Source organism: Bradyrhizobium sp. CIAT3101 (assembly GCF_029714945.1).
Classification (GTDB): domain Bacteria; phylum Pseudomonadota; class Alphaproteobacteria; order Rhizobiales; family Xanthobacteraceae; genus Bradyrhizobium.
Genome location: NZ_CP121634.1, coordinates 4,942,755 through 4,965,477, shown reverse-complemented (window position 1 = coordinate 4,965,477; position 22,723 = coordinate 4,942,755). Strand labels below are relative to the sequence as shown.

General features: G+C 65.0%; 19 protein-coding genes. 4 read left to right on the top strand and 15 right to left on the bottom strand.

Going from position 1 to position 22,723, the window contains the following annotated elements:
• Positions 1-7: 7 nt before the first annotated feature.
• The 5 genes from QA645_RS23525 to QA645_RS23505 are packed head-to-tail and all read right to left on the bottom strand — an operon-like array spanning position 8 to position 5,514.
• Positions 8-1,291: an O-antigen ligase family protein gene (locus QA645_RS23525; RefSeq protein WP_283044106.1), complete on the bottom strand. Its 1,284-nt coding sequence runs from the start codon at positions 1,289-1,291 to the stop codon at positions 8-10.
• Entirely contained in the window at positions 1,288-2,673 is a 1,386-nt protein-coding gene (locus QA645_RS23520; protein ID WP_283044105.1) for a glycosyltransferase family 1 protein, read from the bottom strand. The genes QA645_RS23525 and QA645_RS23520 overlap by 4 nt, the downstream gene beginning before the upstream one ends.
• Positions 2,670-3,410, bottom strand: coding sequence for an ABC transporter ATP-binding protein (locus QA645_RS23515; protein ID WP_283044104.1), 741 nt, complete (start codon positions 3,408-3,410; stop codon positions 2,670-2,672). The genes QA645_RS23520 and QA645_RS23515 overlap by 4 nt, the downstream gene beginning before the upstream one ends.
• 3 nt (positions 3,411-3,413) lie before the next feature.
• The gene (locus QA645_RS23510) at positions 3,414-5,342 is read right to left on the bottom strand and encodes a glycosyltransferase (RefSeq protein WP_283044103.1); all 1,929 of its coding nucleotides are present in this window, start codon (positions 5,340-5,342) and stop codon (positions 3,414-3,416) included.
• Positions 5,343-5,349: 7 nt separating this feature from the next.
• Positions 5,350-5,514: a hypothetical protein gene (locus tag QA645_RS23505; protein ID WP_254131203.1), complete on the bottom strand. Its 165-nt coding sequence runs from the start codon at positions 5,512-5,514 to the stop codon at positions 5,350-5,352.
• 126 nt (positions 5,515-5,640) lie between these two features.
• On the opposite strand from QA645_RS23505, the gene QA645_RS23500 reads away from it, so the two are divergent.
• Together QA645_RS23500 and QA645_RS23495 are read left to right on the top strand one after the other, a co-directional pair.
• Positions 5,641-6,540: a DUF6502 family protein gene (locus tag QA645_RS23500; RefSeq protein ID WP_283044102.1), complete on the top strand. Its 900-nt coding sequence runs from the start codon at positions 5,641-5,643 to the stop codon at positions 6,538-6,540.
• Positions 6,540-7,730 carry a DUF5666 domain-containing protein gene (locus QA645_RS23495; protein ID WP_283044101.1) on the top strand — a complete coding sequence of 397 codons (1,191 nt, stop codon included), beginning with the start codon at positions 6,540-6,542 and terminating at the stop codon, positions 7,728-7,730. Before QA645_RS23500 ends, QA645_RS23495 begins: the two co-directional genes overlap by 1 nt.
• 11 nt (positions 7,731-7,741) lie before the next feature.
• Here the strand turns inward: QA645_RS23495 and QA645_RS23490 are convergent, their stop codons facing one another.
• The 6 genes from QA645_RS23490 to QA645_RS23465 all read right to left on the bottom strand — a co-directional run bounded on the left by QA645_RS23490 (position 7,742) and on the right by QA645_RS23465 (position 12,656).
• Positions 7,742-8,464 carry an amino acid ABC transporter ATP-binding protein gene (locus QA645_RS23490; RefSeq protein ID WP_283044100.1) on the bottom strand — a complete coding sequence of 241 codons (723 nt, stop codon included), beginning with the start codon at positions 8,462-8,464 and terminating at the stop codon, positions 7,742-7,744.
• A gap of 8 nt (positions 8,465-8,472) precedes the next feature.
• Positions 8,473-9,177, bottom strand: coding sequence for an amino acid ABC transporter permease (locus tag QA645_RS23485; protein ID WP_254131207.1), 705 nt, complete (start codon positions 9,175-9,177; stop codon positions 8,473-8,475).
• Positions 9,177-9,875, bottom strand: a complete 699-nt coding sequence (locus QA645_RS23480) for an amino acid ABC transporter permease (RefSeq protein WP_148748853.1) — start codon at positions 9,873-9,875, stop codon at positions 9,177-9,179. Before QA645_RS23480 ends, QA645_RS23485 begins: the two co-directional genes overlap by 1 nt.
• 49 nt (positions 9,876-9,924) lie before the next feature.
• Entirely contained in the window at positions 9,925-10,506 is a 582-nt protein-coding gene (locus QA645_RS23475) for a transporter substrate-binding domain-containing protein (protein WP_349253135.1), read from the bottom strand.
• A gap of 261 nt (positions 10,507-10,767) precedes the next feature.
• On the bottom strand, positions 10,768-11,985 hold the full coding sequence (locus QA645_RS23470) for an aspartate transaminase (protein WP_283044099.1): 1,218 nt from the start codon (positions 11,983-11,985) through the stop codon (positions 10,768-10,770).
• Complete coding sequence (locus tag QA645_RS23465) at positions 11,982-12,656, bottom strand: RraA family protein (RefSeq protein ID WP_283044098.1); 675 nt, start codon at positions 12,654-12,656, stop codon at positions 11,982-11,984. Before QA645_RS23465 ends, QA645_RS23470 begins: the two co-directional genes overlap by 4 nt.
• 129 nt (positions 12,657-12,785) lie before the next feature.
• Here QA645_RS23465 and QA645_RS23460 point away from each other — a divergent pair, with 129 nt between their 5' ends.
• Entirely contained in the window at positions 12,786-13,724 is a 939-nt protein-coding gene (locus QA645_RS23460) for a LysR family transcriptional regulator (RefSeq protein WP_283044097.1), read from the top strand.
• On the opposite strand, the gene QA645_RS23455 is transcribed toward QA645_RS23460, so the two are convergent.
• Together QA645_RS23455 and QA645_RS23450 are read right to left on the bottom strand one after the other, a co-directional pair.
• A complete protein-coding gene (locus tag QA645_RS23455) occupies positions 13,711-15,075 on the bottom strand; it encodes a peptidoglycan DD-metalloendopeptidase family protein (protein WP_254131213.1) in 1,365 nt (454 codons plus the stop codon). The genes QA645_RS23460 and QA645_RS23455 overlap by 14 nt on opposite strands.
• A gap of 111 nt (positions 15,076-15,186) precedes the next feature.
• Positions 15,187-15,906 carry a peroxiredoxin gene (locus QA645_RS23450; protein WP_283044096.1) on the bottom strand — a complete coding sequence of 240 codons (720 nt, stop codon included), beginning with the start codon at positions 15,904-15,906 and terminating at the stop codon, positions 15,187-15,189.
• A 204-nt stretch (positions 15,907-16,110) separates the two neighbouring features.
• On the opposite strand from QA645_RS23450, the gene QA645_RS23445 reads away from it, so the two are divergent.
• Complete coding sequence (locus QA645_RS23445) at positions 16,111-19,917, top strand: DUF3971 domain-containing protein (RefSeq protein ID WP_283044095.1); 3,807 nt, start codon at positions 16,111-16,113, stop codon at positions 19,915-19,917.
• A gap of 104 nt (positions 19,918-20,021) precedes the next feature.
• On the opposite strand, the gene QA645_RS23440 is transcribed toward QA645_RS23445, so the two are convergent.
• Together QA645_RS23440 and QA645_RS23435 are read right to left on the bottom strand one after the other, a co-directional pair.
• A complete protein-coding gene (locus tag QA645_RS23440; protein WP_283044094.1) occupies positions 20,022-21,716 on the bottom strand; it encodes a methyl-accepting chemotaxis protein in 1,695 nt (564 codons plus the stop codon).
• A 357-nt stretch (positions 21,717-22,073) separates the two neighbouring features.
• Positions 22,074-22,511 carry a DoxX family protein gene (locus tag QA645_RS23435; RefSeq protein WP_283044093.1) on the bottom strand — a complete coding sequence of 146 codons (438 nt, stop codon included), beginning with the start codon at positions 22,509-22,511 and terminating at the stop codon, positions 22,074-22,076.
• Positions 22,512-22,723 lie beyond the last annotated feature (212 nt).

Here is a 22,723-nt window from a genome sequence, read left to right as displayed (position 1 = left end):
AAGGAGTCTAGAACTTCCGTTCCGATTCGAACGGAATGGAAGTTCTGGCTTTCGCCTTCAGGACCATTCCGCCGGTGACGCCGACGCCGAGCACATAGATCCAGCCCTCGTGAAAATCGGCGAGATGCGAGTTGAGAAGCGAGCTCGTGATGTTTTGCACGACGATAACGAGGCCGATCCAGGCGGCAAGACCTTCGCCCGTGAACAGGCGCAGATGGGCGATCCACAGGGCGTAGAGCAGGATGACGCCCAGCAGTCCCCACTGCACCGCGACGTGCAGGGTCTGGTTGTGCGGGTTGCTGACGACCTCGGAATCAAGGCTGCTCTCGCCTGAGGCTGCGCGCTCGAACTGGCGCTTGATCGACCCGGTGCCGTGGCCAAACAGCGGCGCCTCGGCGTAGGAGGCGACCGATTTGCGCCAATAGGTCAGGCGCTGCGCGGTCGAGGCGTGGCTGATGTCCTCGTGCCCGTGCTGATATTCCAAGGCAATGTCGGAAATGCGCTGGCGCAGATAGGGCGATGCTGCCCAGGCTAGCGCGCTTGCGGCCACTGCGCCCGTGAGCAGCCACAATGCCGCGCGCCGGCTCAGATGCCGCCAGGCGAACAGCACCAGCAGGACCGCGACACAAAGCAGTGCCGTGCGGGCGGAGGCGACGAACACCATGTTGGTCAGAAACAGCAGGATCAGCGCAAGGCACGCGGCCGTCGCCAGTATGCTTCCGCTGCGCCAGAAGCTCAGCGCCGGCAGCGCGAGCGCGAAGGCGCACAACGTGAACTCCTGGCTCTGGTCGATGTAGTTCTTGACGGGAACACCGGCCGACGCCGTCGCGGTCAGCTTCAAGGCGGGATCGAGCAACACGACCCAGGAGAACATCGCAAGCAGTGCGCAGGAGGCGAGAAAGGCTGCGCAAACATGGAAGCCGCGCTCCGATCGGCTGAAATGATAGAGCAGCGGCGGAATCAGCACGAGCTTTGCAACCGGCTTGAACGCGTGCAGCCGGTCGGTCCAGGCGCCGTCCGACCACAGCATCCCCAGAAGCGCGAGCAGCAGGATGATGAAGGGCAGGGCGTAGGCAGGCTGCGCAAGCCTGCGGGCATAGTCCCGCCAGTCGATGGTGGGCGTCACCGCGAGCAGCCACAGACCGACGAAGATTGAAGGCGCCGTGGTCGACCACGGCAGCGACGCCGCGATCAATGCAGCGAGCCCATCGGCGGCCTGGGTCCATGCAGCCGAGCCGCGCGCGGTGCGGGCGGTGGCGTGACCCCCGTACGCCACCGATTGGGCGGTCATGCCCGTTGCGCCGCGACGGGGCGTTCCGGGGCCAGATATTGCCCGAGGAAATCGCGGGCCTGGGTCTGGTAGCCGAAGCGTTCGGCAAGCTCGGAGCGGCGCGCCCGGATTCGGCCACGACATTCCTCCTGCCGCGCCAGCACGCGGGTGACGGAGGCCACGATCGACTCGGTCGCGAACGGATCGAAATAGTCGGCGAGCTCGCCCGCGACTTCGCGGAACACGGCGATGTCGGAGCAGAGCACGGGCGTATTGGCAGCGAGCGACTCGATGATCGGGACGCCAAAACCTTCGGCGAAACTCGGCATGATCAGGCCGTGCGCCTCCGCGATCAGGGCAGCCTTCTCCTGCTCGTCGACATAGCCGGCGAAACGAATGTTTGGCGGAAGATTGCGCATCTTGCTGATCTGGCCGGCCAGGCCGATCACCACCAGGTCGGCCTGGGGGATGCTGCGGAACGCGCGAATGACGGTCGCGACGTTCTTGCGCGGCTCGTTCGAGACGATGACGACAAAGCTCGGCCGCCCCGGACGCCCCGACGGGGCTGGGAGGTGCAGGACATCCGGGGCGTCGAACCGGGTGCGGGGATACACGACCCGCGCCGGCAGGTGCGCAAATTGCGGTAACAGCTCCCTGAACCGCATCATGCTATAGTTTGAAACGAAGGCGAGCTCGTCGGCCTGACGCAGGCTGGTGAGCAGCCGCGACAGGAAAAGCCGCGTCGCGACGTCGCTGAGCTTGAGATCGGTGAGCGGCAGCAGATCGTGCACGACGCAGATCACCTTGGCATCCGGTCTGCGCTTCACCGAGACCCGTGTCGGCGTGTCGATGACGATGACGTCATAGTCGCGCGCGTCGATCCGCGGCGGCGGCAGCAACAAGAAGGCCGAGGAGTCCTGATAGCTGTAGAATCCGGGCTCGAGATGGAAGTCGCGGAACAGTTCGAGGTGACGCAGATCCGGCGGGATATATTCGAGAGCCGAGGTCTTGTTCTCGATCAGCCGCGCGTGCAGGCCGCGCAGGCCGATCGCGCGCAGGAAGCAGAGAGTATAGTCCCATGACACCGACATGGTGACCTTGTGGCGCAGCCAGTCGAGCGTGCGCCGCAGGCCGTTGCGCGCCAGCGGCTCGGCCATGTTGACCTCGTCGAGGAAGCGATAGAGCGAGAGCAACTCGATGTTGCGCGACTGCGTGGGGAACAATCTCGTGCGCCGCTCGCGCCGGCGCAGCTTGCGGTAACGCCGGGTGGTCTCGACCAGCAGGGTGAGCTCGTGGCCCTCGGCGGCCAGCGAGCGCATCAATTCGCGGGTGAAATGAAAGATGCCGCGCTTGTGGTTGGGTTCGCCGAGCGCCTCGGAGACGACAAGGATATTCTGCTTCATGCGCGTTTCTCGCGGAGCTCGAAAGACAGGGGCGACGGCGGCTCGACCGTGATGGTCGAGGCGATACGGCCGTGGTCGAGGTTGATGATGCTGGTGCAGGTGCGCCGCAGCAGCGGCTGGTCGTGCGAGGCGATGATCACGATCGCGGCCTGCGAGACCAAATTCTGCAGCCGCTGCTCGGCCTTCTCGGCAAAGTGCTCGTCGACCACGCTCAGCCATTCGTCGAGCAGGAGGATGTCGGCCGGAAAGGCGGTCGCGGTCGCGAACAGGACGCGCATCAGCATGCCCGAGGAGAACATCCGCAACGGCAGCCGCTGCATGCGCTCTTCGAGCTCGGTGAAGGCCCAGATCTCGTCGATCACGGCGCGGGTCGGCTTGCGGCCGCTGATCCGCAGCAACAGCGCGATGTTGTCCTCGGCGACGAAGTCGAGGTTCACACCGGCATTGAGGCCGAGCAAGGGCACGACATTACCTTTGACCGCGACGCGCCCGCTGCTCGGCGGATAGACCCCGGCGATCAACCGCAGCAGCGTCGACTTGCCCGAGCCGTTGGGACCGGCAAGCCCGATGCGCGCGCCGGCCTCGGCCTCGATCGTGACATTGTCGACGGCACGGATGATCCGCATCTCGCCCTTCTCGCGGATGAGGTGACCGAGCAGACGCCGCTTCAGTGAGAAGTCGTAGGCGCCGTAGAGGGGATAATCGAGACAGACATCGTGCAGGCTGATCGAGGCCATCGGTCAGATCCAGAAGGCGGCTTTGCGCAAATGGACCAGCGTCAGCACGCTGGCAGAGAGCAGCAGCGCCAACGCGACCAGGACATAGATGATGCTGGTCGCATCGACATGGCCGCCCACAAGCGGCTCGCGCCACACCGCGAACAGATGGGTCAGCGGATTGAGCCGCATCACGGTCGAACGGTGATTGATGATGTCCGAAGACCAGATCACGGGCGAAGCGAGGAAGGCGAGCATCAGCGTCGATTCGATGATCGGCTTGAGGTCGCGATACCGCGTCGCCAGCGCGCCGAGCACGAGGCTCAGGCCGAAGGTGCAGATCACGAACAGCGACAGGCCCGGGAGCGCCGCGAGCGCGCCGGAGAGATCGTGCGGCGTGAGCAGCAGCCAGAGCAGGAGCGGGACGCAGGCATTATGCAGGGCGAACAGGCCCTGGCGGAACGTGCATTGCAGAAGGAAGATCACCGGCGGCAGCGCCCGGTCGCGGATCAGGCTCGCGGAGTTCTGCAGCGCCGTGGTCGAATCGAGCACCACGCTGTTGAGGAAGGTCCAGGCCGTCATCGACAGGGCCAGCATCGGCAGCCGCGCCAGCATGTCGGCGTTCGACATCTGGCCGATCACCGAGCCGAGCACCGCGACCACGATCGCCATCTGTAGCGACATCCAGAACGGACCGAGCAGCGAGCGTACATAGCGGTGGCGCATGTCGGACCAGGCCAGCGCTGCTGCAATTCGCAGGCTATCAAGCCAGCCCGTTGGCTGCGGCGCCTCGGCGACGGGGACGATCTCATTGGAGGGAGCGGTGACGGCGTTGCGGTAGACGGATTCCATGCCTTCCTTGAAGGCGGTGGCGGAATAGCGGCTGACGGCGCGGGCCCGGGCCGAAAGCCCCAGGCGGCGGCGGCGCTCGGGATCGCTGATCAGAGCGTCGATGGCTTCACCGAGTTTCTCGGCGTCGCCCGGCGGCACCGTGATTCCCTCCATGCCGTGACGGGCGACGCGCGGCACCGCGGTGTCGAGCGCCGTGTTCACCACGGGGCGGCCGGCGGCCATGGCTTCGAGCTGGGAGAGGCCGAAGGTCTCGGCATTGGTCACGGACGGCATCACGAAGACGTCGGCAAGGCACATCAGCTTGATGCGCTCGGAATCAGTGACAGAGCCGAGCAGGCGAACGCGGTCGCCGACACCAAGCTCGCTGATCAGCTGCTCGAGCCGGGGCCGCTCGGCACCTTCGCCGATGATCCAGGCCTCGAACTTGCGATTGACGGCGGCGCGGATCAGCACGTCGTAGCCCTTGTAGGGCACGAGACGGCCGCAGGCGAGCACGAGGCGGCCGCGATCGTTGACATGGTGTGGCTCGATCTTCGGCCAGTCATAGACGCTGGTGTCGATGCCGAACGGCACGACATGGCACTTGTCCTCGAATTCCCGCAGCAGCGGCGTCTCTTCGATCAGAACGCCGTCGGAGACGATGATTGCCTTGGCGCGGCGCAGCGTCCGTCGCATCAGCGGCTCGATGAGCCAGCGCAGGCCCGAATGGGTGACGATGTCGGCGTGCCAGTGCACCACCAGCGGCCGGTTGCGGCCGAAGCCGAGGGCGAAGACGAGGTCGGCGAGCGGGAAGGGCGCATGCAGCGCCAGCAGATCGTGCTCCGCGATCTTCTGCCACAGCCGCCAGGGATAGGCGGGCGCGGCCGGCAGCGACATCACATTGCCGAACGAGCGGACGCGCTCGACCGGAACGTCGTTGACGACGATCTCGCGCCGGTCGGCCGATTGCGAGCAGGTCAGCACGGCGGAGGCGAAGGTGTCCTTCAGGCTGGCGCAGATGTCACGGATCACCGTGAGCGTGCCGCCGAACAGGTCGGGATAGTAGATCTTGAAGATGTGCAGCACCGACGGACGGCGCGGGGGAGAGCTGGTGTGATGCATGGTGGTGTCAGCCGGCGAGCAGTGCTGCGACGAACGGTGCGGATAGCACCAAGATGAAGATCACGCCGCGCAGCAGCGCCGGCAGGATCGGCTCGATTGCAGCCGTACGGCTCCGCTCGGGAAACGGCACGGCACGCAGTGAACTGGAATTGCAGACCAAGCGGTCAGCCATGGGTGTCTGTCCCTTTACGTCGCGCCCTCAGTGGCGTTTCGTATATGTGGGAAAATTTACCACGTCAATCGCAAAATGGGAAAATGTGGGATTGTGTCCCACGTATGTCACGGGTACAATTCAGACATGAATGCCAAGTCCGGGCCCAAAGCGGCGGCGCCAGAGCCGAATGCCGCCGCAAAGCTGCACGCGCCGCTGGCGCGGCTGCTGCGCCCGCTCGTGCGGCTCTGTATCCGCAGCGGCATGACCTTTCCGGCCCTGGCGCAGCTGCTCCGCGAGCTCTTCGTCAACGTTGCCGAGCATGATTTCGCGCTCGAGGGCAAAGAGCAGACCGACAGCCGCGTTAGCCTGCTCACCGGCATCCACCGCAAGGAGGTGGCGCGGCTGCGCGGCGCCGGCGCACCGGTGCATGAGACGCCGGCGGCGCTGTCTCTGACGAGCGCGGTGATCGCGCGCTGGCTCGCCGCGCCTGAATTCACCGATGCGCGCGGCGAGCCGCTGGCATTGCCGCGCACGGCCGAGGGCGACGCGCCGTCCTTCGAGCAGCTCGTCGCCTCCGTCACCAAGGATGTGCGCCCGCGCGCGGTGCTCGACGAATGGGTCGACCGTCAGCTCGTCACCATCAACGCGGCCGACGAGATCGAGCTGGTGGAGGCGGCTTTCGTCCCGAGTGGCGCGGACGACAGCAAATGGCACTATCTCGGCCGCAATCTGCACGACCATATCGCAGCCGCCGCCGAGAACGTGTCGGGGCCGGCGCCGCGCTTCCTCGAACGCGCGGTGCATTACAACAACATCTCGCCGAAGCTTGCGAGGCGTCTCGAGGCGCGCTCGCGCGAGCTTGCGATGGATGCGCTGAAGACCGCCAATCGCGAGGCCAATCGCGCGCTTGCCAAGGACAAGGGCGGCGACGCGCGCTGGAATTTCGGCATCTACATCTACAGCGAAGACGCCGATGAGGAGGGCGAAACCAAGGACGCCAACAAGGACGGTGGCAAGGAGAACGGCAAGGAGGGCAGCTCCTGATGAGCCGGCCGCCGCTGATCTCCCGCCGACTGCTGCTGACCGGATTCTGGCTCGCCGGAACGGCTATCGCGCGCGCGCAGGTCAAGCGCGGCACGGACCAGGGCATCGGCGGCACCGGAATCACGCGCGGTGACGATCACGGCATCGGCGGCACCGGTATCGTCGGCGTGATCCAGCGTTTCGGCAGCATCTACGTCAATGGCGAGCGCGTCACCTATGCGAGCGACGTGCCGGTGCGTATCGATGGCGAGGCGGCGAGCCCGAGCAGCTTGCGCATCGGCCAGCTTGCCCGCGTGGTCGCGACGCGGCAGGCCGACGGTACGCTCGTCACCCGCAACATCGCGATCGCGAGCGAGGTCTCCGGGCCGATCGAGCAGGTCAAGGGCAATGAGCTGACGGTGTTGGGTCAGAAGATCGTCGCCGGCAGCAAGGAGAGCAAGCTTCGCGCCGGCACCCAGGTCGCCGTCTACGGCCTGCGCCGGACCGACGGCGTGATCGTTGCAAGCCTGGTCGAGCCGCGGAAGGACGCAACTGAGCGCGTCACGGGGCTGGTCGAGCGCGGACCCAACGGATTGCATATTGGCGGGCTGAAGCTCGCCGGCGTCGATCCCTTGCTGGTCGGCCAGCGCGTCCAGATCGAGGGCAGCGCGCGCCAGGGCGCGATGCAGGCCGCGCGCACGCGCATCGACGATTTCTCGGATCTCGTCGGCGCGAGCCGGCTCTCGATCGAGGCCTATGTGCAGCGCGCAGGCTCCAGCCTGCAACTCGGCTCCGGCTTGGTGGCCCGCGACAGCTCACGCTTCGGGCCGGCGGCGGGCGAAGCGCGCATGGTGGTCAATGGCGTGTTCGATCGCTCGCGCGGGCTTCAGGTGGAGTCGACGCAAGCGATCGGCCCGGGACCCGGCGCGCCTCAGCCCGGCGGCAACAATCCCGGCCGGTCGCCCGGCGGTTCGATCATGCATCCGGATCGCGGCGCCCCGAGCCCGGGTAACAGCCCGCCCGGTGGGTCGACTGCGCCTGGATCCGGTCCCGCTGGCAATCCTGGCTCGGCGCCGTCGGGAGCAGGCGGCCCCTCAGGCCCCGGTGGTTTTGGCACGCCCGGTGGAGGCCCGATGGGCCCCGGCGGCGGAATGGGTGGTGGCGGCTTCGGAAGTCCCGGAGGCGGGATGGGCGGCGGCGGTCGGCGCTAGGGAGGAGCGCCTTAACGCGCTCTGGAGAGGAACGCGCGCAGCCGGTCGTGACGGGGAGCATCGAGGACATCGGCCGGTGGACCGCTTTCGACGATCTGGCCCTTGTCCAGAAACCAGACGGTGTCCGCGACTTCGCGCGCAAAGCCGATCTCGTGCGTGACGACGACCATCGTCATGCCATTCTGCGCCAGCGTCCTCATCACCCGCAGCACCTCGTTGACCATTTCCGGATCGAGCGCGCTGGTGGGCTCGTCGAACAGCATGACGTCCGGATCCATCGCGAGTGCGCGTGCGATCGCGACGCGTTGCCGCTGCCCGCCGGACAGGCGCGAGGGCAAGGCGTCAGCCTTGTCGACCAGCCCGACGCGGTCGAGCTCAGTCATGGCGCGTTCTCTGGCCGCCGCCTTGCGCATGTTTCGGAGACGCTCCAGCCCCAGCGTGATGTTGCCGAGCACAGTGAGATGTGGAAACAGGTTGAACGCCTGGAATACGAAGCCGACGCGCTGGCGCAAACGGTTGATATCGACGCCACGCCCGGCGACGTCCACACCCTCGAATAGCACTTGTCCACCTTGAATGGCTTCCAGGCGCGTCACCGCGCGGATGAGCGTCGATTTGCCGGAGCCCGATGACCCAAGCAGCGTGACGACCTCGCCGCGTTTCACCTCGCCCGTCACGCCGGCTAGCACCTGGTGCCGGCCAAACCATTTTTCGACGGCCTCGAAGCGGATCATGACAGCCCTCACGCCGGCTGAACGCCGAGCCCACCGCGCTCGGCGGCCAGCCGGCGTTCTAGCCAGCGCGCTGCCGATGTCAGGGTGAAGCACAGTGTGAAATAGGTCAGCGCCAGCAAGCCATATACCTCGAACGGTTGGGTCATGAGCTGATTGTTCACCTGGCTCGCCGCAAAGGTCACCTCGTTGGCGCTGATGACATAGCCGAGCGAGGTCTCCTTGATCGTGGAGACGAACTGGCTGACGAGGCTTGGCATCATGTTGTGCAGGACTTGCGGCAGGATGACCTTGAAGGTGGTCGGAAAGTAGCCGAGGCCAAGCGCCTTTGCCGCCTCAGCCTGGCCTTTCGGCAGGCCTTCAATCCCGGCCCGGATGATCTCCGACAGGTAGCTCGCCTCGTAGACGACAAGCGCGAAGAGCAGCGTCTCGACGCCTCCGACCGTATGTCCGGTCAACAGCGGCAGCGCGAAATAGGTCCAGAAGATGAACATGATCAGCGGCAGGCCGCGCACGACGTAAACCACGGCGGTGGCCGGTCCGCGAAGCCAACGACGCGTACTGAGACGCGCCAGCGCGAGCGCAATTGCGACGGGAAAGCTGAGAGATAGACCAGCCATCGCGAGGAATAGCGTCATGGCGAGGCCACCGACGGGGCCGTGCGGATATTGCCCGATCAGAAATAGAAGCCAGTTGTCCTCGAGGATCTTCAGCATCAGCGGATCTCGAGTTTCAGGCGCCGGTCGGCGAAGCTGCCGAGCGCCATGATGGCGAAGGAAATCGCAAGATAAAGAATGGTCGCGACCGCAAACGCTTCGAACGTCTTGAACGTGTAGCTGTCGACCTCACGCGTGCGATAGGTCAGTTCGCCGACGCCGATCGCCATGGCGAGGCTGGTGTTCTTGAACAGAAGCAGGGTCTGGTTGATCAGAGGCGGGATCACAATGCGCAGCGCCTGCGGCAGGATCACGTAGCTCATCGCCTGGAGGTAGTTGAACCCGATCGAGCGTGCCGCTTCGTACTGTGTCTTCGGGATCGAGCGAATACCGCTGCGCAAATCCTCAGTGATATAGGCAGCGCTGGCGAGGCCCAGGGCCACCATCGCGAGGAGGAACTCGCTGTGGTGGCTATTGACCCACATGCGGATGGCGCGAGGCAACAGTTGCGGGACGCCGAAATACCAGACCAGGATCTGAACCAGCAGCGGAACGTTGCGATGATATTCGACGTAACCAGCGACCAGCCATTCGAGCGGCCTGAACGGAAGCATGCGGACCAGCGTCAGGATGATCCCGATCGTCATTCCGAGCAGCCAGGCAGCCACGGTCAGCGCGATCGTCGTCGCCAGTCCCCAGATGAACCAGTCCAGATATTGGCCGGTCAGGACCGCGGCCGGGTCGAAGACATAGCCCATCGTTAAATCATGCACTCCCGATGTTCGGTTTCGCGCGGTGGCGAGGGGGTCAGCCCTTGATCTCCTCGATCTTGAAATCGAGCTTCATTCCATAGACGGTATCCGGGCCGAACCATTTTGCAAAAATCTTGCCGGCCTCTCCGGACGCATCCAGCTCGGTCAGCACCTTGTTGACCTGGTCCTTGAAGGCGGCCTCACCCTTGCGGACGCCGAGTCCCCACGGTTCGACGAAGACCGACTTTTCGACGATCGACATCGGGGCGGATGCCTGCGCCTGTTTACGGAGCTTCACCAGGATCAACTCGGAAGCGCAAAAGCCGTCGACCTTTCCCTGAACGACCGCGAGGAACGCCGAGGATGAATCCTGAAAGGTCACGGTCTCTGCCGTCGGTATGACACGCCTGACGCCCTGTTCCGAAGACGATCCCTTGAGCGCGCTGACCCGCTTGCCCGATAATTGCTCGAGGGTGGCGATGCCGGAATCGGCGGACACGAGAACCTTCTGCTCGCTGACGAAGTACGAATAGCTGTAGTCGATCTGTTGCGCGCGTTCCTTGGTCCAGCCGAGATTGGCGGCGAGGATGTCGACCCGACCCTGCAACAGCTCGGGGATGCGGGCCTCGACGGCCATCGGCTTGAGCTCGAGCGCGACACGAGCGACTCTGCGACCTTGCGGCACATGTCGACGTCGTATCCGACGATCTCCCGCGTCTTCGGGTCCTGGAAGCTGAACGGCTCGGCCGTGCCGAGCGTCCCACAGACCAGCTTGCCGCGGCTCTTCACGTCCGCGAGCTCGTCTGCCTTTGCCGCGCTGACAACGCCTGTGAGGATCAGGAGTCCGGCGGCGGCGACCTTTGATAATCTCATGGCTCTCTCCTTCGTCCTTCGGCGGTTAGCGCAAGGCCGCACAGGTTCGCGCGAGCCGCGTGCAGGCTTCCTCGATCTTGGGCAACGAGGTCGCGATCGACATTCGCAGGTAGGATGGCATGCCGTAGGCCGTTCCATCGATCACGGCGACGCCGGCGGCATCGAGGAAGTGCATCACGACATCCAGATCCGTCTTCAGGACCTTGCCCTCGGGCGTGGTTTTCCCGATCAGGCCGGCGCAAGATGGAAACACGTAGAAGGCGCCGTCGGGCGGAAGGCAAGAGAGGCCGGGAATGTCGTTGAGCATGGCGACCGCACGATCGCGGCGACGGCGATACATCTCGCGAGCCTCCGCGACGAAGCCTTGATCGCCGTCCAGTGCGGCGGTCGCCGCTGCCTGGCTGATCGCCGACGTGCAGGACGTCGACTGCGACTGGATCGTGTTCATGGCCGAGATGAGCTCTGCGGGTCCCGCGCCGTAGCCGAGCCGGAAGCCAGTCATGGCATAGGTCTTGGAGACGCCGTTGACCAACAGGGACCGTGTCCTTAGCCGAGGCTCAGCGGCAACGATGCATGGAGTTGCCCCGCCATCGAAGCGGATGTGCTCGTAAATGTCGTCGGTCATGACCGCGACTTGAGGGTGGCGCAGCAGCACTTCGGTCAGCGCGGTCAACTCGGCGGCGGAATAGAACGCACCGGTGGGATTGCACGGGGAATTCAGGATGAGCCAGCGCGTCCGTGGCGTGATTGCTTTCTCGAGAGCCTCGGCCGACAGCTTGAAGCGTGCGTTCTCGCCGCAGCTCACGATCACCGGTGTGCCGTCGCAAGCCTCGACCATGTCGGGGTACGAGACCCAATAGGGGGCGGGGATAATCACTTCATCGCCGGCTCCGAGCGTGGCGGCGAGTGCGTTGTAGATGACCTGCTTGGCGCCGCCGCCAACGGAGATCTCGTTCATGGCATAGTGGACGCCGTTTTCGCGGGCGAGCTTTGCGATGATCGCCTTGCGCAGTGCCGGCGTTCCGTTGACCGGTGTGTAGCGCGTCTCTCCCGCTTCGAGCGCGGCTGTAGCCGCGTCACGGATATGCTTCGGCGTATCCAGATCAGGCTCGCCGGCGGTGAGATCGATGACGTCACGGCCCTCCGCGTGGAGCTGCCGGACTCGTTCCCGCGCGACCATGCTCGGTGACGGCTTGATGCGTTGAACCCTCGGGGCGAGGGCGATGGCGCTAGTGCTGCTCATGACGTTGCCCCTTGGGCAGGAGAGTTTCCGGTGCCGATGTAGGAATTGTCGAGACGGCCCTCGCGGATGGCGGCCAACGCGCCGGCCTCGCGCACTTCCTGCTGTCTGACCCGGTCGAGCAGCTCCGGGGCAACGGATCGCTCGAAGGCCACGACACCATCCTCATCGCCGAGAATGACGTCGCCCGGCATCACCACCATGCCGTCGATCGAGACCGGCACGTTGATCTCTCCGGGGCCCGATTTGTACGGACCGCGATGCGTGACACCGCGCGCGAAGCAGGGAAAGCCAGACTCGGCGAACGCGGCGACATCGCGGATGGCGCCGTCGATGACGAAGCCGGCGACTCCCATCGCCTTGGCGCGCGTCATCATGATCTCGCCGACCAGGGCCTGGTTGAGATCGCCACCACCATCGACCACGAGCACGTCGCCCGGCCGGAGCAGCTCATACGCCTTGTGCAGCATGAAATTGTCGCCGGCCCGCGTCTTGACGGTGATCGCCGTACCGATCAGCCGGGCGTTGCCATGGAACGGGCGGAGCGCGCGCGTGCCGTACAGCCGGTTCATGTTGTCGGACACGATCGCGACCTGTGCCGTGGCAAAGTCGGCGATGATTGCAGGCGGGACCGAGGGCGGCGAGGGAAGCAGTCGATGGCCGGGCAGGAGCATGGGGCAAAACCGATGGGCTGTGCGCCGGAGCGCAGATTTCGCGTGAAGCCTGCCCTGCGGTTGACTTGAAGAAAAGTGAATATTTTTCTACGTATTTGATCACTTTTTTCGATTGATGGGGGCGAAGCCATGGTGAGCCTGACACTGAAGCAGGTCGAAGCCTTCTACTGGATTGCCGAATTGGGCGGGGTGGTTGACGCCGCGGAGCGGCTCAACCTGGCGCAATCGACCATTTCCAAGCGCATCGCCGAGTTGGAAGCTGCGATCGGGAGCACGCTGTTCGATCGCAACAGTCGAACGATCAGCCTGACGCGCAGCGGCGAAAATCTGATCGAGCTCGCGGCTGAGCTGTTGCAGCTCGAGGCGCGAATGCGCCAGGTCGCAGCAGGGCCGCTGGCTTTCAGCGGTGCCTTCCGGTTCGGTGTCACCGAGCTCGTGGCGCTGACCTGGCTCCCGAAACTGATCGTGGCCATGAAGGAGGCCTATCCGGCGGTCATTCCGGAGCCCGAAGTCGAATCCAGTGTCGTGCTTCTCGACAAGCTCGCCGATCGCCGCCTGGATCTTGTCATTGGTCTTGATCCGCCGGCCAGCGCCGATTTCAACGCACTGCCGCTCGACAGCGTCACGTTGCAATGGATGTCGGCACCTGGCGTCGGGCCGAAGTCCAACGAGGCCGCGCTCGAGGAGATCGCGCAATATCCGATCCTCACCCAGGGAGAAGGATCAGGCTTGCAGAAGCTCGTCCTGGATTGGCTGGGCGCGAGCGGCATCAAGCTCAATCGCGTCGTCAAGTGCAACAGTCTCAGCGTGCTCTCGGCGCTGGCCGTGGCCGGGCTCGGCATCACCTTTCTGACCGAGCAGTATTTCCGGCATGAGATCGAGATCGGTCTATTGCGTACGATCAGAACGTCGCCGCCCATCCCGCAGATCAGGTATTTTGCCGTGACGCGTACGGACATCGTCGATCCGTTGGCCGGGCAGATCGCACGGATTGCTCGTGAATGCTGTGATTTCTCGGTTCGAGGCCTATCGGCGCGGCGGGGGGCCGACAGACTTAGCCCGCGCTGAGCCGTACGCCGGCGCGCAAAAACTTCTGCGGGTCGACGGCTTCGCCATCGATGCGGGTTTCGTAGTGCAGATGCGGCCCCGTTGAACGTCCCGTCGAGCCGACCAGGCCGATGACCTGGCCGATCTTCACGATCTCGCCGACCTTGACGTTGATCTCGGAGAGATGGCCGTAGCGGGTCGAGAGCCCGTTGCCGTGATCGACCTCGACCATGCGGCCATAACCACCGGACCAGCCGGCCGAGACCACCTTGCCGTTGGCGGTGACGCGCGCGGGATCGCCGGTCGCGGCACGGAAATCGAGTCCGGTATGCATCGCGGGCCGGCCGAGGAAGGGATCGCTGCGCACGCCGAAGCCGGAGGTGAATTCGACCTCGCCGACGACAGGCTTGCGATAGGGCACCTGCGCCAGCGTGCGGTTGAGCCGGTCCATCTCGGCGCGGGTGGTGCTGATGCGATAGAGCTGCTTCTCGAACGGGCCCGCATTGGCCGTGAGCTTGACCGGCACGAACGGGCCGCCCATCGCGGCGCGCGGCACCGCCGCCTCGAGAGTGGCCATGTTCAGGCCGAGATCGCTGACCACGCCGCGCAACCGCCGCATCCGCGAATCCATGCCTTCCTCGACGGCGCTGAGCGCGGCAACCTGGCGGCGCTCGACCTGATCGAGCGAGGTCGTCAGCCGGACCAGGACGTTGTCAAAGCCCTGGTTCTTGGCGAATTGATTGACCGGCGGGGCGATCGCGGCCGGCGCACGCGATTCGAGCCGCGCTTCGCGGTCGGGCGGCGCCACGAAGATCACGGTGTCGCTGATCGGCGACGGCTTTGGCGTGCCTTGCGTCGTCTGGTTCGCGTCACCACGCTGCGGCGTCGAACGGGGAATCGATCCGGTGACGTCGGGCATGGCCCCCAGCGCCGTCGCCCGGGACTCCAGCGCCGTCTGGCGCTTCATGATCTGGTCGAGCTTCTGGTCGAACTGCTCCTGGTCGAGCAATTGCCGGCTGGTGGTGCGGTCGACCTTGGCGCGCAACTCGGCGATGCGATCCTCATAGGCGTATTGCATCTCGGCCTGGCGGGCGATCAGCCGGGTCAGAACGTCGTCGCGGAAAGCGAAATAGGTGGCGGTCGCCGCCGACCACAGGCCGAGCAGCACGACGGTGCCGACCACGATCCAGAACACGACAGGCCCGAGGCGAACCTGCTTGCCGTGATGCACGATGGTGTAGGCGTCATCGGCATCGGGCAGGGGAATCGCGGCGGCTGCCGCAGCGGCGGCAGGACGGCGATGGAAGGCACGTCCGTGGTCGTGGGGATGATGCTGGGGGTACTGCGAGAATTGGGCAGAACTTTTCGACATCGGCACTCCCGCGCCGGTCGGAACGGTTCCTTACGGCCTAATTGCCGCAGCAATCTGGGCCGGTCATGGTTAATTTTCCGGAAACGGGAACGCTCGATTTTAACGGGCTGGTTAAAGACTTCTTGCCGCGAGCAGCACCTCGTCGGCGTGGCCATCGACCCGCACGTTGCGCCAGATCTTGGCCACCTTGCCGTCGGATCCGATCAGCACCGTGGTGCGAAGAATCCCGAGGAAGCTCCTGCCATACATGGATTTTTCGCCCCAGGCGCCATACGCCTCCAGCATCTCGTGCTGTTCGTCCGAGATCAGGGGGACGCCGAGGCTGTGCTTGTCGCGGAACTTCTCCTGGGCCTTTAACGGATCGGCCGAAATACCCAGCACGGCGGTGCCGGCAGCCGCGAAGTCGTCCTTCAGTCGGGTGAAGTCGATCGCCTCGCGGGTGCAGCCCGGCGTGTCGGCGCGGGGGTAGAAGAACAGGACGAGCTTCTGGCCGGCATAGTCCTGGAGGGTCACGACGTTGCCGCCGTCGCGAGGGAGGCGGAAGGCGGGCGCCTTCTGGCCCTCGGCCAGAGACTTTGCCGACGCGGGTTTTGCCGAAGCGGCCGACGCCGACGCGGAAGGCTTAGAGGCCTTTTCAGAAGATTTTAACCGTTTCGATGCGGCCTTATGCGATGCTGCCTTGGCGGTTGCTTTGCCTGATTTGCTTGCCGATGCCGGCTGTGTTTTCGCGCCACTTGCTTGAGTCGATGCCCGTGTTTTCAGGGGCTTCTTTTTAGCGGTCGAACTGCCGGAGGGCGTTTTGGACGATTTCTTTCGGGATTTCTTGGACATACGCCTTCCTTTCGTCGCTTTCGGCGGGTCAACCAAAGCGGTATTGCAGCTCTCGTCCGGTGTGCCGGATTCGCGCCCTCGGCTGGGCAATTTTGGCGGCGACGGAGTATGGTTACAAGGAATTCCACGCACCACCCCACTGCTCGTTGAACGCGCTCCCGGGGCGAAATGACGAACAGCAGGAACATTCGAGGTATGGCGGCAATGCCGGGGCGGGGAGCGTCGATTCCCGTCGACGGCTGCGGTCCCGGCGGCGCTCAATCCTACGACGGGCGCCTGTATCGAGAGGCAATGGCTAGGAATACGTCGCCCCAGGATCACAATCGGGAGTTCGATCGGCACGGCGGCCATCACGAGCAGCCGGAATGGCACGAGGACGACTGGGATCAAGACCAGGAAGAGGAAGCGGGACATCGCGCGCGCCGCCTGTTGTCGCGTTCCAACTCGCGCTTTCGCGTCGGTGACGGTTTCTCTTTGTTTCGGCGGGCGCTGCCGAGCGGACGCTGGCTGCGCCGGATGTCCGTCGTCCTCGGCGCATTGATCGTCATCTTCGTCGGTTGTTTTGGCGCGCTGTGGTGGCGGCTGGGCGCCGGTCCCATCAACCTCGATATGGCGACGCCCTGGCTCGCCGCTGCCATCGAGGACAATATCGGCCACGGCAATACCGTGGAGGTCGGCGGCACCCAGATCGAGCGCGCCGGGCGGGTCCGGATTGCCGTGCGCATCCGCGACATCATCGTCCGCGATCACGACCATGCCATCGTCGCCAGCGCACCGAAGGCCGAGGTGCGGCTGTCGGGGGCAGCACTTCTCACCGGGCACCTGCGCGCCGAAAGCCTCAACCTCGTCGATGCCGAGCTCGCGATCCGGATCGCACCTGACGGGACGGTCACGGTGTCCGCCGGCGACACGGCGAAGCCGCTCGCAACCGGCGTCGCGTCCAAGAAAGAAGCGGGCCTGCCGCCGACATTCCCGCGCAACGGCGTTCCGCCGCCGCCGTTCGGGATGGCGCCTGCAACTCCGGACGCGTCCCAGGCCGCAGCTCAACCTGCCGCGCAGAGTGGAATTCTTCAGGGCCTCGACTGGCTCGACAGCTTGAGCTTGACCGGCCTCGACGGCCAGAACCTCAACGAGATCGGTCTCAAGAACGGCAATCTGATCGTCGACGATCAGCAGCGCGGCAGCAAATGGACGTTTGAGAACATCACGCTCAGCCTGCGCCGGCCGAGCCATGGCGGCGTCGCGCTCAGCTTCGGCGAAGAGGGCGCGCGCCCGTGGTCGCTGCGCACCACGATCGGACCAAGCGAGAATGGCGTGCGCTCGATCGATATCCGCGCGGACAAGGTGTCGACCGCCAACATCCTGCTGGCGCTGCGCGTCAAGGACTTCACCTATACGGCCGACCTGCCTCTGACCGGCGAGCTCAAGGGTGAGCTCGGCCGCGACGGCGTGCCGACGTTCTTCCGCGGCAAGGTCACGATCGGTGCGGGCAACATCATCGACACCGACACGCCCGACTATCCCATGGCGATCGACTCGGCCGAGATCAACGTCGAATGGGATGCGGGACGGCGGGTGCTGGTCGCACCGTTCAAGATCCTCTCCGGCGCCAATCGCCTGACACTGCTCGCCCATCTCGAGCCGCCGAACGGCACCACCAATGACTGGCAGCTCGGCTTCAGCGGCGGCTCGATCCTGCTCGGCGGCATCGACAACGAGCCGCCGCTCGTCTTCAACCGCATCGCGATCGGATTCCGCTTCGACACCGATCACAAGCGCATGCTGCTGACGCAGGCCGACATCTCCAACGGCGAGATCGGTGTCGCCGGCACCGGCGCGATCGACTATTCCGGCGAGCCGCGCCTGACGCTCGGCTTTGCGGGAACGCCGATGTCGGCCTCGGCCATGAAGCGGATGTGGCCGACGCTGGTGGTGCCCGAGTTGCGCCAATGGGTGATCGAGCGGATCGAGCGCGGCACGCTTCAGCGCATCGAGATCGGCATCAACTCGCCGACGCGCAACCTTCCGCGCAAGGGGCCGCCGATTCCCGACGACGGCCTGTCGGTCAACATCGTGGCGAGCGGCGTCGCGGTCCGCCCCGTGGACGGCATGCCGGTGGTACACGACGCTGATCTGAAGGCGCATGTCACCGGACGCACCGCCACCGTGAATATCGGCCAGGGCGTTGCCGACACGCCCGCAGGTCGCAAGGTCACGATCTCCGACTTCACGTTCGAGGTGCCGGACATGGCGCCGAAGCCGTCGCCCTCGCGAACGCGCTTCCGCGTCGATGGTCCGGTGCCGGCCGCTGCCGAAATGCTGTCCAACGACCGGTTGAGCGATCTGTCATCGACCGTCGTCGATCCCAACACCAGCAAGGGCACGTTCACGGCGAACATCCAACTCGGCTTGCCGGTCAAGGGCGAGCTGACCAAGGCGGACACCGTCTACGCCGTCACCGCCGACCTCAACGGCTTTGCCGCCGACAAGCTGGTGATGAACCAGAAGCTCGAGGCCAACAATCTCAAGATCGTCGCCAACAACCAGGGCTACCAGGTCAAGGGCGACGTCAAGATCAACGGGCAGGCGGCCTCGCTCGACTACCGCAAGGCGACCGATGGCGATGCCGACGTCAAGCTGCAGACGACGCTGGACGATGCCAGCCGTGCGCGGCTTGGCTTCGATCTCAGTCCGGCCGTCAGCGGGTCGGTGCCGGTCAAGGTGTCGGGCAAGATTGCCGGCGGGCCCGAGCAGACGACGAAGCTCGGCATCGAGGCGGACCTGACTTCGGTCAAGCTCGACAACATCCTTCCCGGTTGGGTCAAGCTGCCGGGCAAAGCGAGCAAGGCGACGTTCAAGGTGGTGCCGACGGCACAATCGACGCGGCTCGAGGACATCGTCATCGATGGTGGCGGCGCCTCGATCAAGGGCTCGCTGGAAGTCGACCCGAACGGCGACCTCATGAATGCGAACTTCCCGGTCTATTCGCCGTCCGACGGCGACAAGACGTCGCTGAAGGTGGAGCGCGGTCAGGACGGCGTGGTCCGTGGCACGATGCGCGGCGACGTGTTCGACGGTCGCGGCTTCCTGAAGTCGGCGATCTCAGGCAATTCCAAGGACGACAGCAAGAGCAAGCTCAAGAACGTCGATTTCGATATCGATGTGAAGCTCGGCACGGTCGCCGGATTCAACGGCGAAACGATGCGCAGCGTCGACGCCAAGATGTCGAAGCGCAGCGGGGCCATCAAGGCGTTCTCGCTGAGCGGCAGGATCGGTCAGAACACACCGGTGGCGGCTGATCTGCGCGGCGGGCGTGCGCAGGGCAGCCGCGAGGTGATCTATCTCCAGACCAACGACGCGGGCTCGCTGCTGAAATTCACCGACACCTATACCAAGGCCGTCGGCGGCCAGATGGTGGTGGCGATGGAGCCGCCGACATCGGACGCGACCACGGCGCGCGAGGGCCTCATCAACGTGCGCGACTTCACGGTGAAGGGCGAGGCGCAGCTCGAACGCGTCGCCGCAGGTGCGCCGAACGGCACTCCGGGCGGCGGTGGCGTTTCCTTCAGCGCCTTGCGCGCAGAGTTCACCCGGCAGAACGGCGCGCTCACGGTCCGCGACGGCCTGGTCAAGGGGCCGATGATCGGCGCCACCATCGAGGGCTCGATCGACTATCCCGGCAACCAGGTCTGCATGAGCGGCACCTTCGTGCCGATGTATGGCGTGAACAACATTTTCGGCCAGATCCCGTTGTTCGGGCTGTTCCTGGGCGGTGGCGATAAGGAAGGGCTGATCGGTGTCACCTACGAGGTCGTCGGCACGCCTGCGGCTCCCGTGATGCGGGTCAATCCGATCTCCGCGATGGTGCCAGGCGTGTTCCGCAAGATCTTCGAGTTCAACACCGGCAAGCAGAACATGCCGATCGACGAACTGCCGTCGTCGCAGTCCGGCGACAGTTCGACGGGATCGGCAAGGCCGCTGTCGAGCGGTTGCAGCGTCGCGCGGCGTTAGCCGCAAAGCCTCTCGTCTCAATTGACTTCCGCGCGATCATAGAACGGAAATGCCCGGGACGAGCCCGGGCATGACGATCTCTTTCGCGGGGTTTTCCATACAACTTACGCCGCGCGCACGCCCGCCAGGAAGGTGCCGACTTCGCCCGAAAGCTGCTCGGCCTGCTTGGAGAGGTTCGACGCGGCCGCGAGCACCATGCCGGCGGCATTGCCGGTCTCGTTGGCCGCCGAGCTGACGCCGCCGATATTGGTGGTGACTTCCTTGGTCGCCTCGGCGGTCTGCGAGACGCTGCGGGCGATCTCGGCGGTGGCCGCACCTTGCTCCTCGATCGCTGCCCCGATCGAGGTGGCAATGCGGCTGACCTCCTCGATGGTGGCGGTGATGCCGCCGATGGCATCGACGGCTTCCTTGGTTGCGCCCTGGATCTGGGCGATCTTGTCACCGATCTCGCGGGTGGCCTCTGCAGTCTGGCTCGCCAGCGATTTCACTTCGGAGGCGACGACGGCGAAGCCGCGACCGGCTTCACCGGCGCGTGCGGCCTCGATGGTGGCATTGAGTGCCAGCAGATTGGTCTGCGCGGCGATGCTGGAGATCAGTTCGGCGACGTGCTCGATCTGTTGGGCGCCGTCGGAGAGCGCGCGCACGATGGTGTCGGTGTGGCGTGCGCTCTCGACCGCGCGGCCGGTGACTTCGGCCGATTGCGCGACCTGACGGCTGATTTCGGTGATGGAGGAGGAGAGCTCTTCGGCGGCGGCGGCGACCGTCTGAACGCGTTGGCTGGCTTCGGTCGCAGCCGAGCCGACCACGGCGGCGCGGCGGTTGGTGCCCTCGGCGGTCGACGACATCGACTTGGCCGTGGTTTCCAGCTCGCCGGAGCCCGAGGCCATCAGACCCACGAGCTGACCGACGGACGCATCGAAGCGATCGGCGAGGGAGATCAAGGCGTCGCGCTTTTCCTGCTCGCCGCGGGCCTTGGCCGCGACCTGTTCGGCTTCCAGCGTACGCGCCGTCAGGGCGGTCTGGCGCAACACTTCGAGCGTCTCGGCCATGCGGCCGATCTCGTCGCCGCGATCGGTCTCCTCGACCGGCTTGTCGATGGCACCGTCGGCGATGTCCTGCATCCGGGTCTTCTGGCGGTCGAGCGCGCTGAGCACGTCGCGGGCGATCAGCCAGGACAGCGTCGCCATCAGCAGCATCAGGCCGGCGCCGATCGCGGCGAGCTCGAGCGTCAGCGCGCGCACGTCGGCGTCGATATCGTCGACGTAGAGGCCGTAGCTGATCGTGGCGTTCCAGGGCGTGAACTGGCGGACGAACACGGTCTTGCGGACGGGCTCGGTCTGACCGGGGCGAGGGTAGAGATAGGATGTCACGCCGCCCTGCGGCGCCTGCCTGGCGGCGTTGAGCTGAGCATCGGCAATCAGGACGCCATTGGAATCCGTCGCGCCTGTGATCTTGCCTTCGAGCTGCGGATTGGCGCCGTTGACCAGGATCGAGGTGTCGGAATTGTAGACGACAGGATAGCCTTGGCCGCCGCCGAACTTCATGTTGCGGGCACGCTGGCGAAACTGCAGCTTGGCGTCGTCCACCGTCATCTTGCCGGCGGCCGCGTCATCCTGGAAAGTCTGTGCGAGGCCGTGGAGCAGATCGACCGCGGCCTTCATCTGCTGGACCCGGTCGTCCATCATGCGGCTCTTGCTGAGGACGGTCGATACCGCGATGATGGCCGTAACTGTCAGAGCTGCGAGGCAGACCATGCTGGCAAGCTTGGTCCGGATCTTCAGATGGCTCAGCAGCTTCATCACAGCCCCTACGGAATGGTTGTTATTGTCATCATCCGTAACATCAAGTTCTTACCAATCATGAAGTTGGGCGCGCCGCGGCCTGCCGCGCGAGGGACTCTTCGCAGACCCATGCGCAACGGTGCAGGCAAATGGACACGCTCTGTTGCGCGTCCGTATTTTTGCGGGAGGATGTCGATCTCAGATTTTGGTGGTCATCGCACCTGGCCGGACCTGCAATGAACCGATTCGTTCACCGCCTCATCATGTCCGTGCTGCTTGTCGCGGCCCTCGTTCTGATCTGGAACGTCCTGGGCTCTCGCTGAGACGGCGCCGGCCATGGCCGGCGCCGTCCTCGTTTTGCGAATTGAACGCGCGTCAGCGCCGCGCGAAGGCGCCGCCTGGTGCGTCGCTCTCCTTGCCGATCAGCGCATCGACGCTGACCGAGCCGCCGCCGGCCGCCGAGATGTAGAGACAGGCGAAGCAGAACAGGATCGCGGCGGTGCCGCCATTGAGCAGCGGCAGGAGCACTGGCGTTCCGGTCTTCATCACATGGCCCATGAAGTAGGCGAAGGCCATTTCACCCGACAGGATGAAAGCCGTGAGGCGGGTGAACAGGCCGAGCATCAGCGTCGCGCCGAGCACCAGCTCGAGCGTGCCGGCCACATAGATCAGCGGCGGGATGTCGGCGAAGTAGGGGAGCACCGGGAACTTGAACAGCTTGGCGACACCGTACTGGAACAGCAGCAGTCCAGTGATGAAACGAAACAGGCTCAAGAGAACCGGCTGAAAGCGAGAGAGATAGGGAAAGTTCATTGGTTTGTGCCCTCCATCCAATGCTGCGACTAGGACCGCATTCGGTTCCACCCTGCAAGCTGCGCCAGGTCAATTTGCGCTGACATTTTTGTCATGTCGGACAAAACACCGCAGGCGGTGATTCCAGCCGCGTGCCGTCCGCCTTTTTTAAGCGTCTACGCGTCGTGCCTATCCGTAGTTCCCCGGTGATGCGTATGAATCCAGGTTACCTC

Bases quoted from the DNA above. Each gene is read 5' to 3' on its own strand.
- QA645_RS23495 (WP_283044101.1), top strand. From the start codon at position 6,540: ATGAGCCGGCCGCCGCTGATCTCCCGCCGACTGCTGCTGACCGGATTC.
- QA645_RS23500 (WP_283044102.1), top strand. From the start codon at position 5,641: ATGAATGCCAAGTCCGGGCCCAAAGCGGCGGCGCCAGAGCCGAATGCC.
- QA645_RS23490 (WP_283044100.1), bottom strand. From the start codon at position 8,464: ATGATCCGCTTCGAGGCCGTCGAAAAATGGTTTGGCCGGCACCAGGTG.
- QA645_RS23460 (WP_283044097.1), top strand. From the start codon at position 12,786: ATGGTGAGCCTGACACTGAAGCAGGTCGAAGCCTTCTACTGGATTGCC.
- QA645_RS23520 (WP_283044105.1), bottom strand. From the start codon at position 2,673: ATGAAGCAGAATATCCTTGTCGTCTCCGAGGCGCTCGGCGAACCCAAC.
- QA645_RS23505 (WP_254131203.1), bottom strand. From the start codon at position 5,514: ATGGCTGACCGCTTGGTCTGCAATTCCAGTTCACTGCGTGCCGTGCCG.
- QA645_RS23455 (WP_254131213.1), bottom strand. From the start codon at position 15,075: ATGTCGAAAAGTTCTGCCCAATTCTCGCAGTACCCCCAGCATCATCCC.
- QA645_RS23510 (WP_283044103.1), bottom strand. From the start codon at position 5,342: ATGCATCACACCAGCTCTCCCCCGCGCCGTCCGTCGGTGCTGCACATC.
- QA645_RS23435 (WP_283044093.1), bottom strand. From the start codon at position 22,511: ATGAACTTTCCCTATCTCTCTCGCTTTCAGCCGGTTCTCTTGAGCCTG.
- QA645_RS23515 (WP_283044104.1), bottom strand. From the start codon at position 3,410: ATGGCCTCGATCAGCCTGCACGATGTCTGTCTCGATTATCCCCTCTAC.
- QA645_RS23445 (WP_283044095.1), top strand. From the start codon at position 16,111: ATGCCGGGGCGGGGAGCGTCGATTCCCGTCGACGGCTGCGGTCCCGGC.
- QA645_RS23470 (WP_283044099.1), bottom strand. From the start codon at position 11,985: ATGAGCAGCACTAGCGCCATCGCCCTCGCCCCGAGGGTTCAACGCATC.
- QA645_RS23465 (WP_283044098.1), bottom strand. From the start codon at position 12,656: ATGCTCCTGCCCGGCCATCGACTGCTTCCCTCGCCGCCCTCGGTCCCG.
- QA645_RS23485 (WP_254131207.1), bottom strand. From the start codon at position 9,177: ATGCTGAAGATCCTCGAGGACAACTGGCTTCTATTTCTGATCGGGCAA.
- QA645_RS23450 (WP_283044096.1), bottom strand. From the start codon at position 15,906: ATGTCCAAGAAATCCCGAAAGAAATCGTCCAAAACGCCCTCCGGCAGT.
- QA645_RS23475 (WP_349253135.1), bottom strand. From the start codon at position 10,506: ATGGCCGTCGAGGCCCGCATCCCCGAGCTGTTGCAGGGTCGGGTCGAC.
- QA645_RS23525 (WP_283044106.1), bottom strand. From the start codon at position 1,291: ATGACCGCCCAATCGGTGGCGTACGGGGGTCACGCCACCGCCCGCACC.
- QA645_RS23480 (WP_148748853.1), bottom strand. From the start codon at position 9,875: ATGGGCTATGTCTTCGACCCGGCCGCGGTCCTGACCGGCCAATATCTG.
- QA645_RS23440 (WP_283044094.1), bottom strand. From the start codon at position 21,716: ATGAAGCTGCTGAGCCATCTGAAGATCCGGACCAAGCTTGCCAGCATG.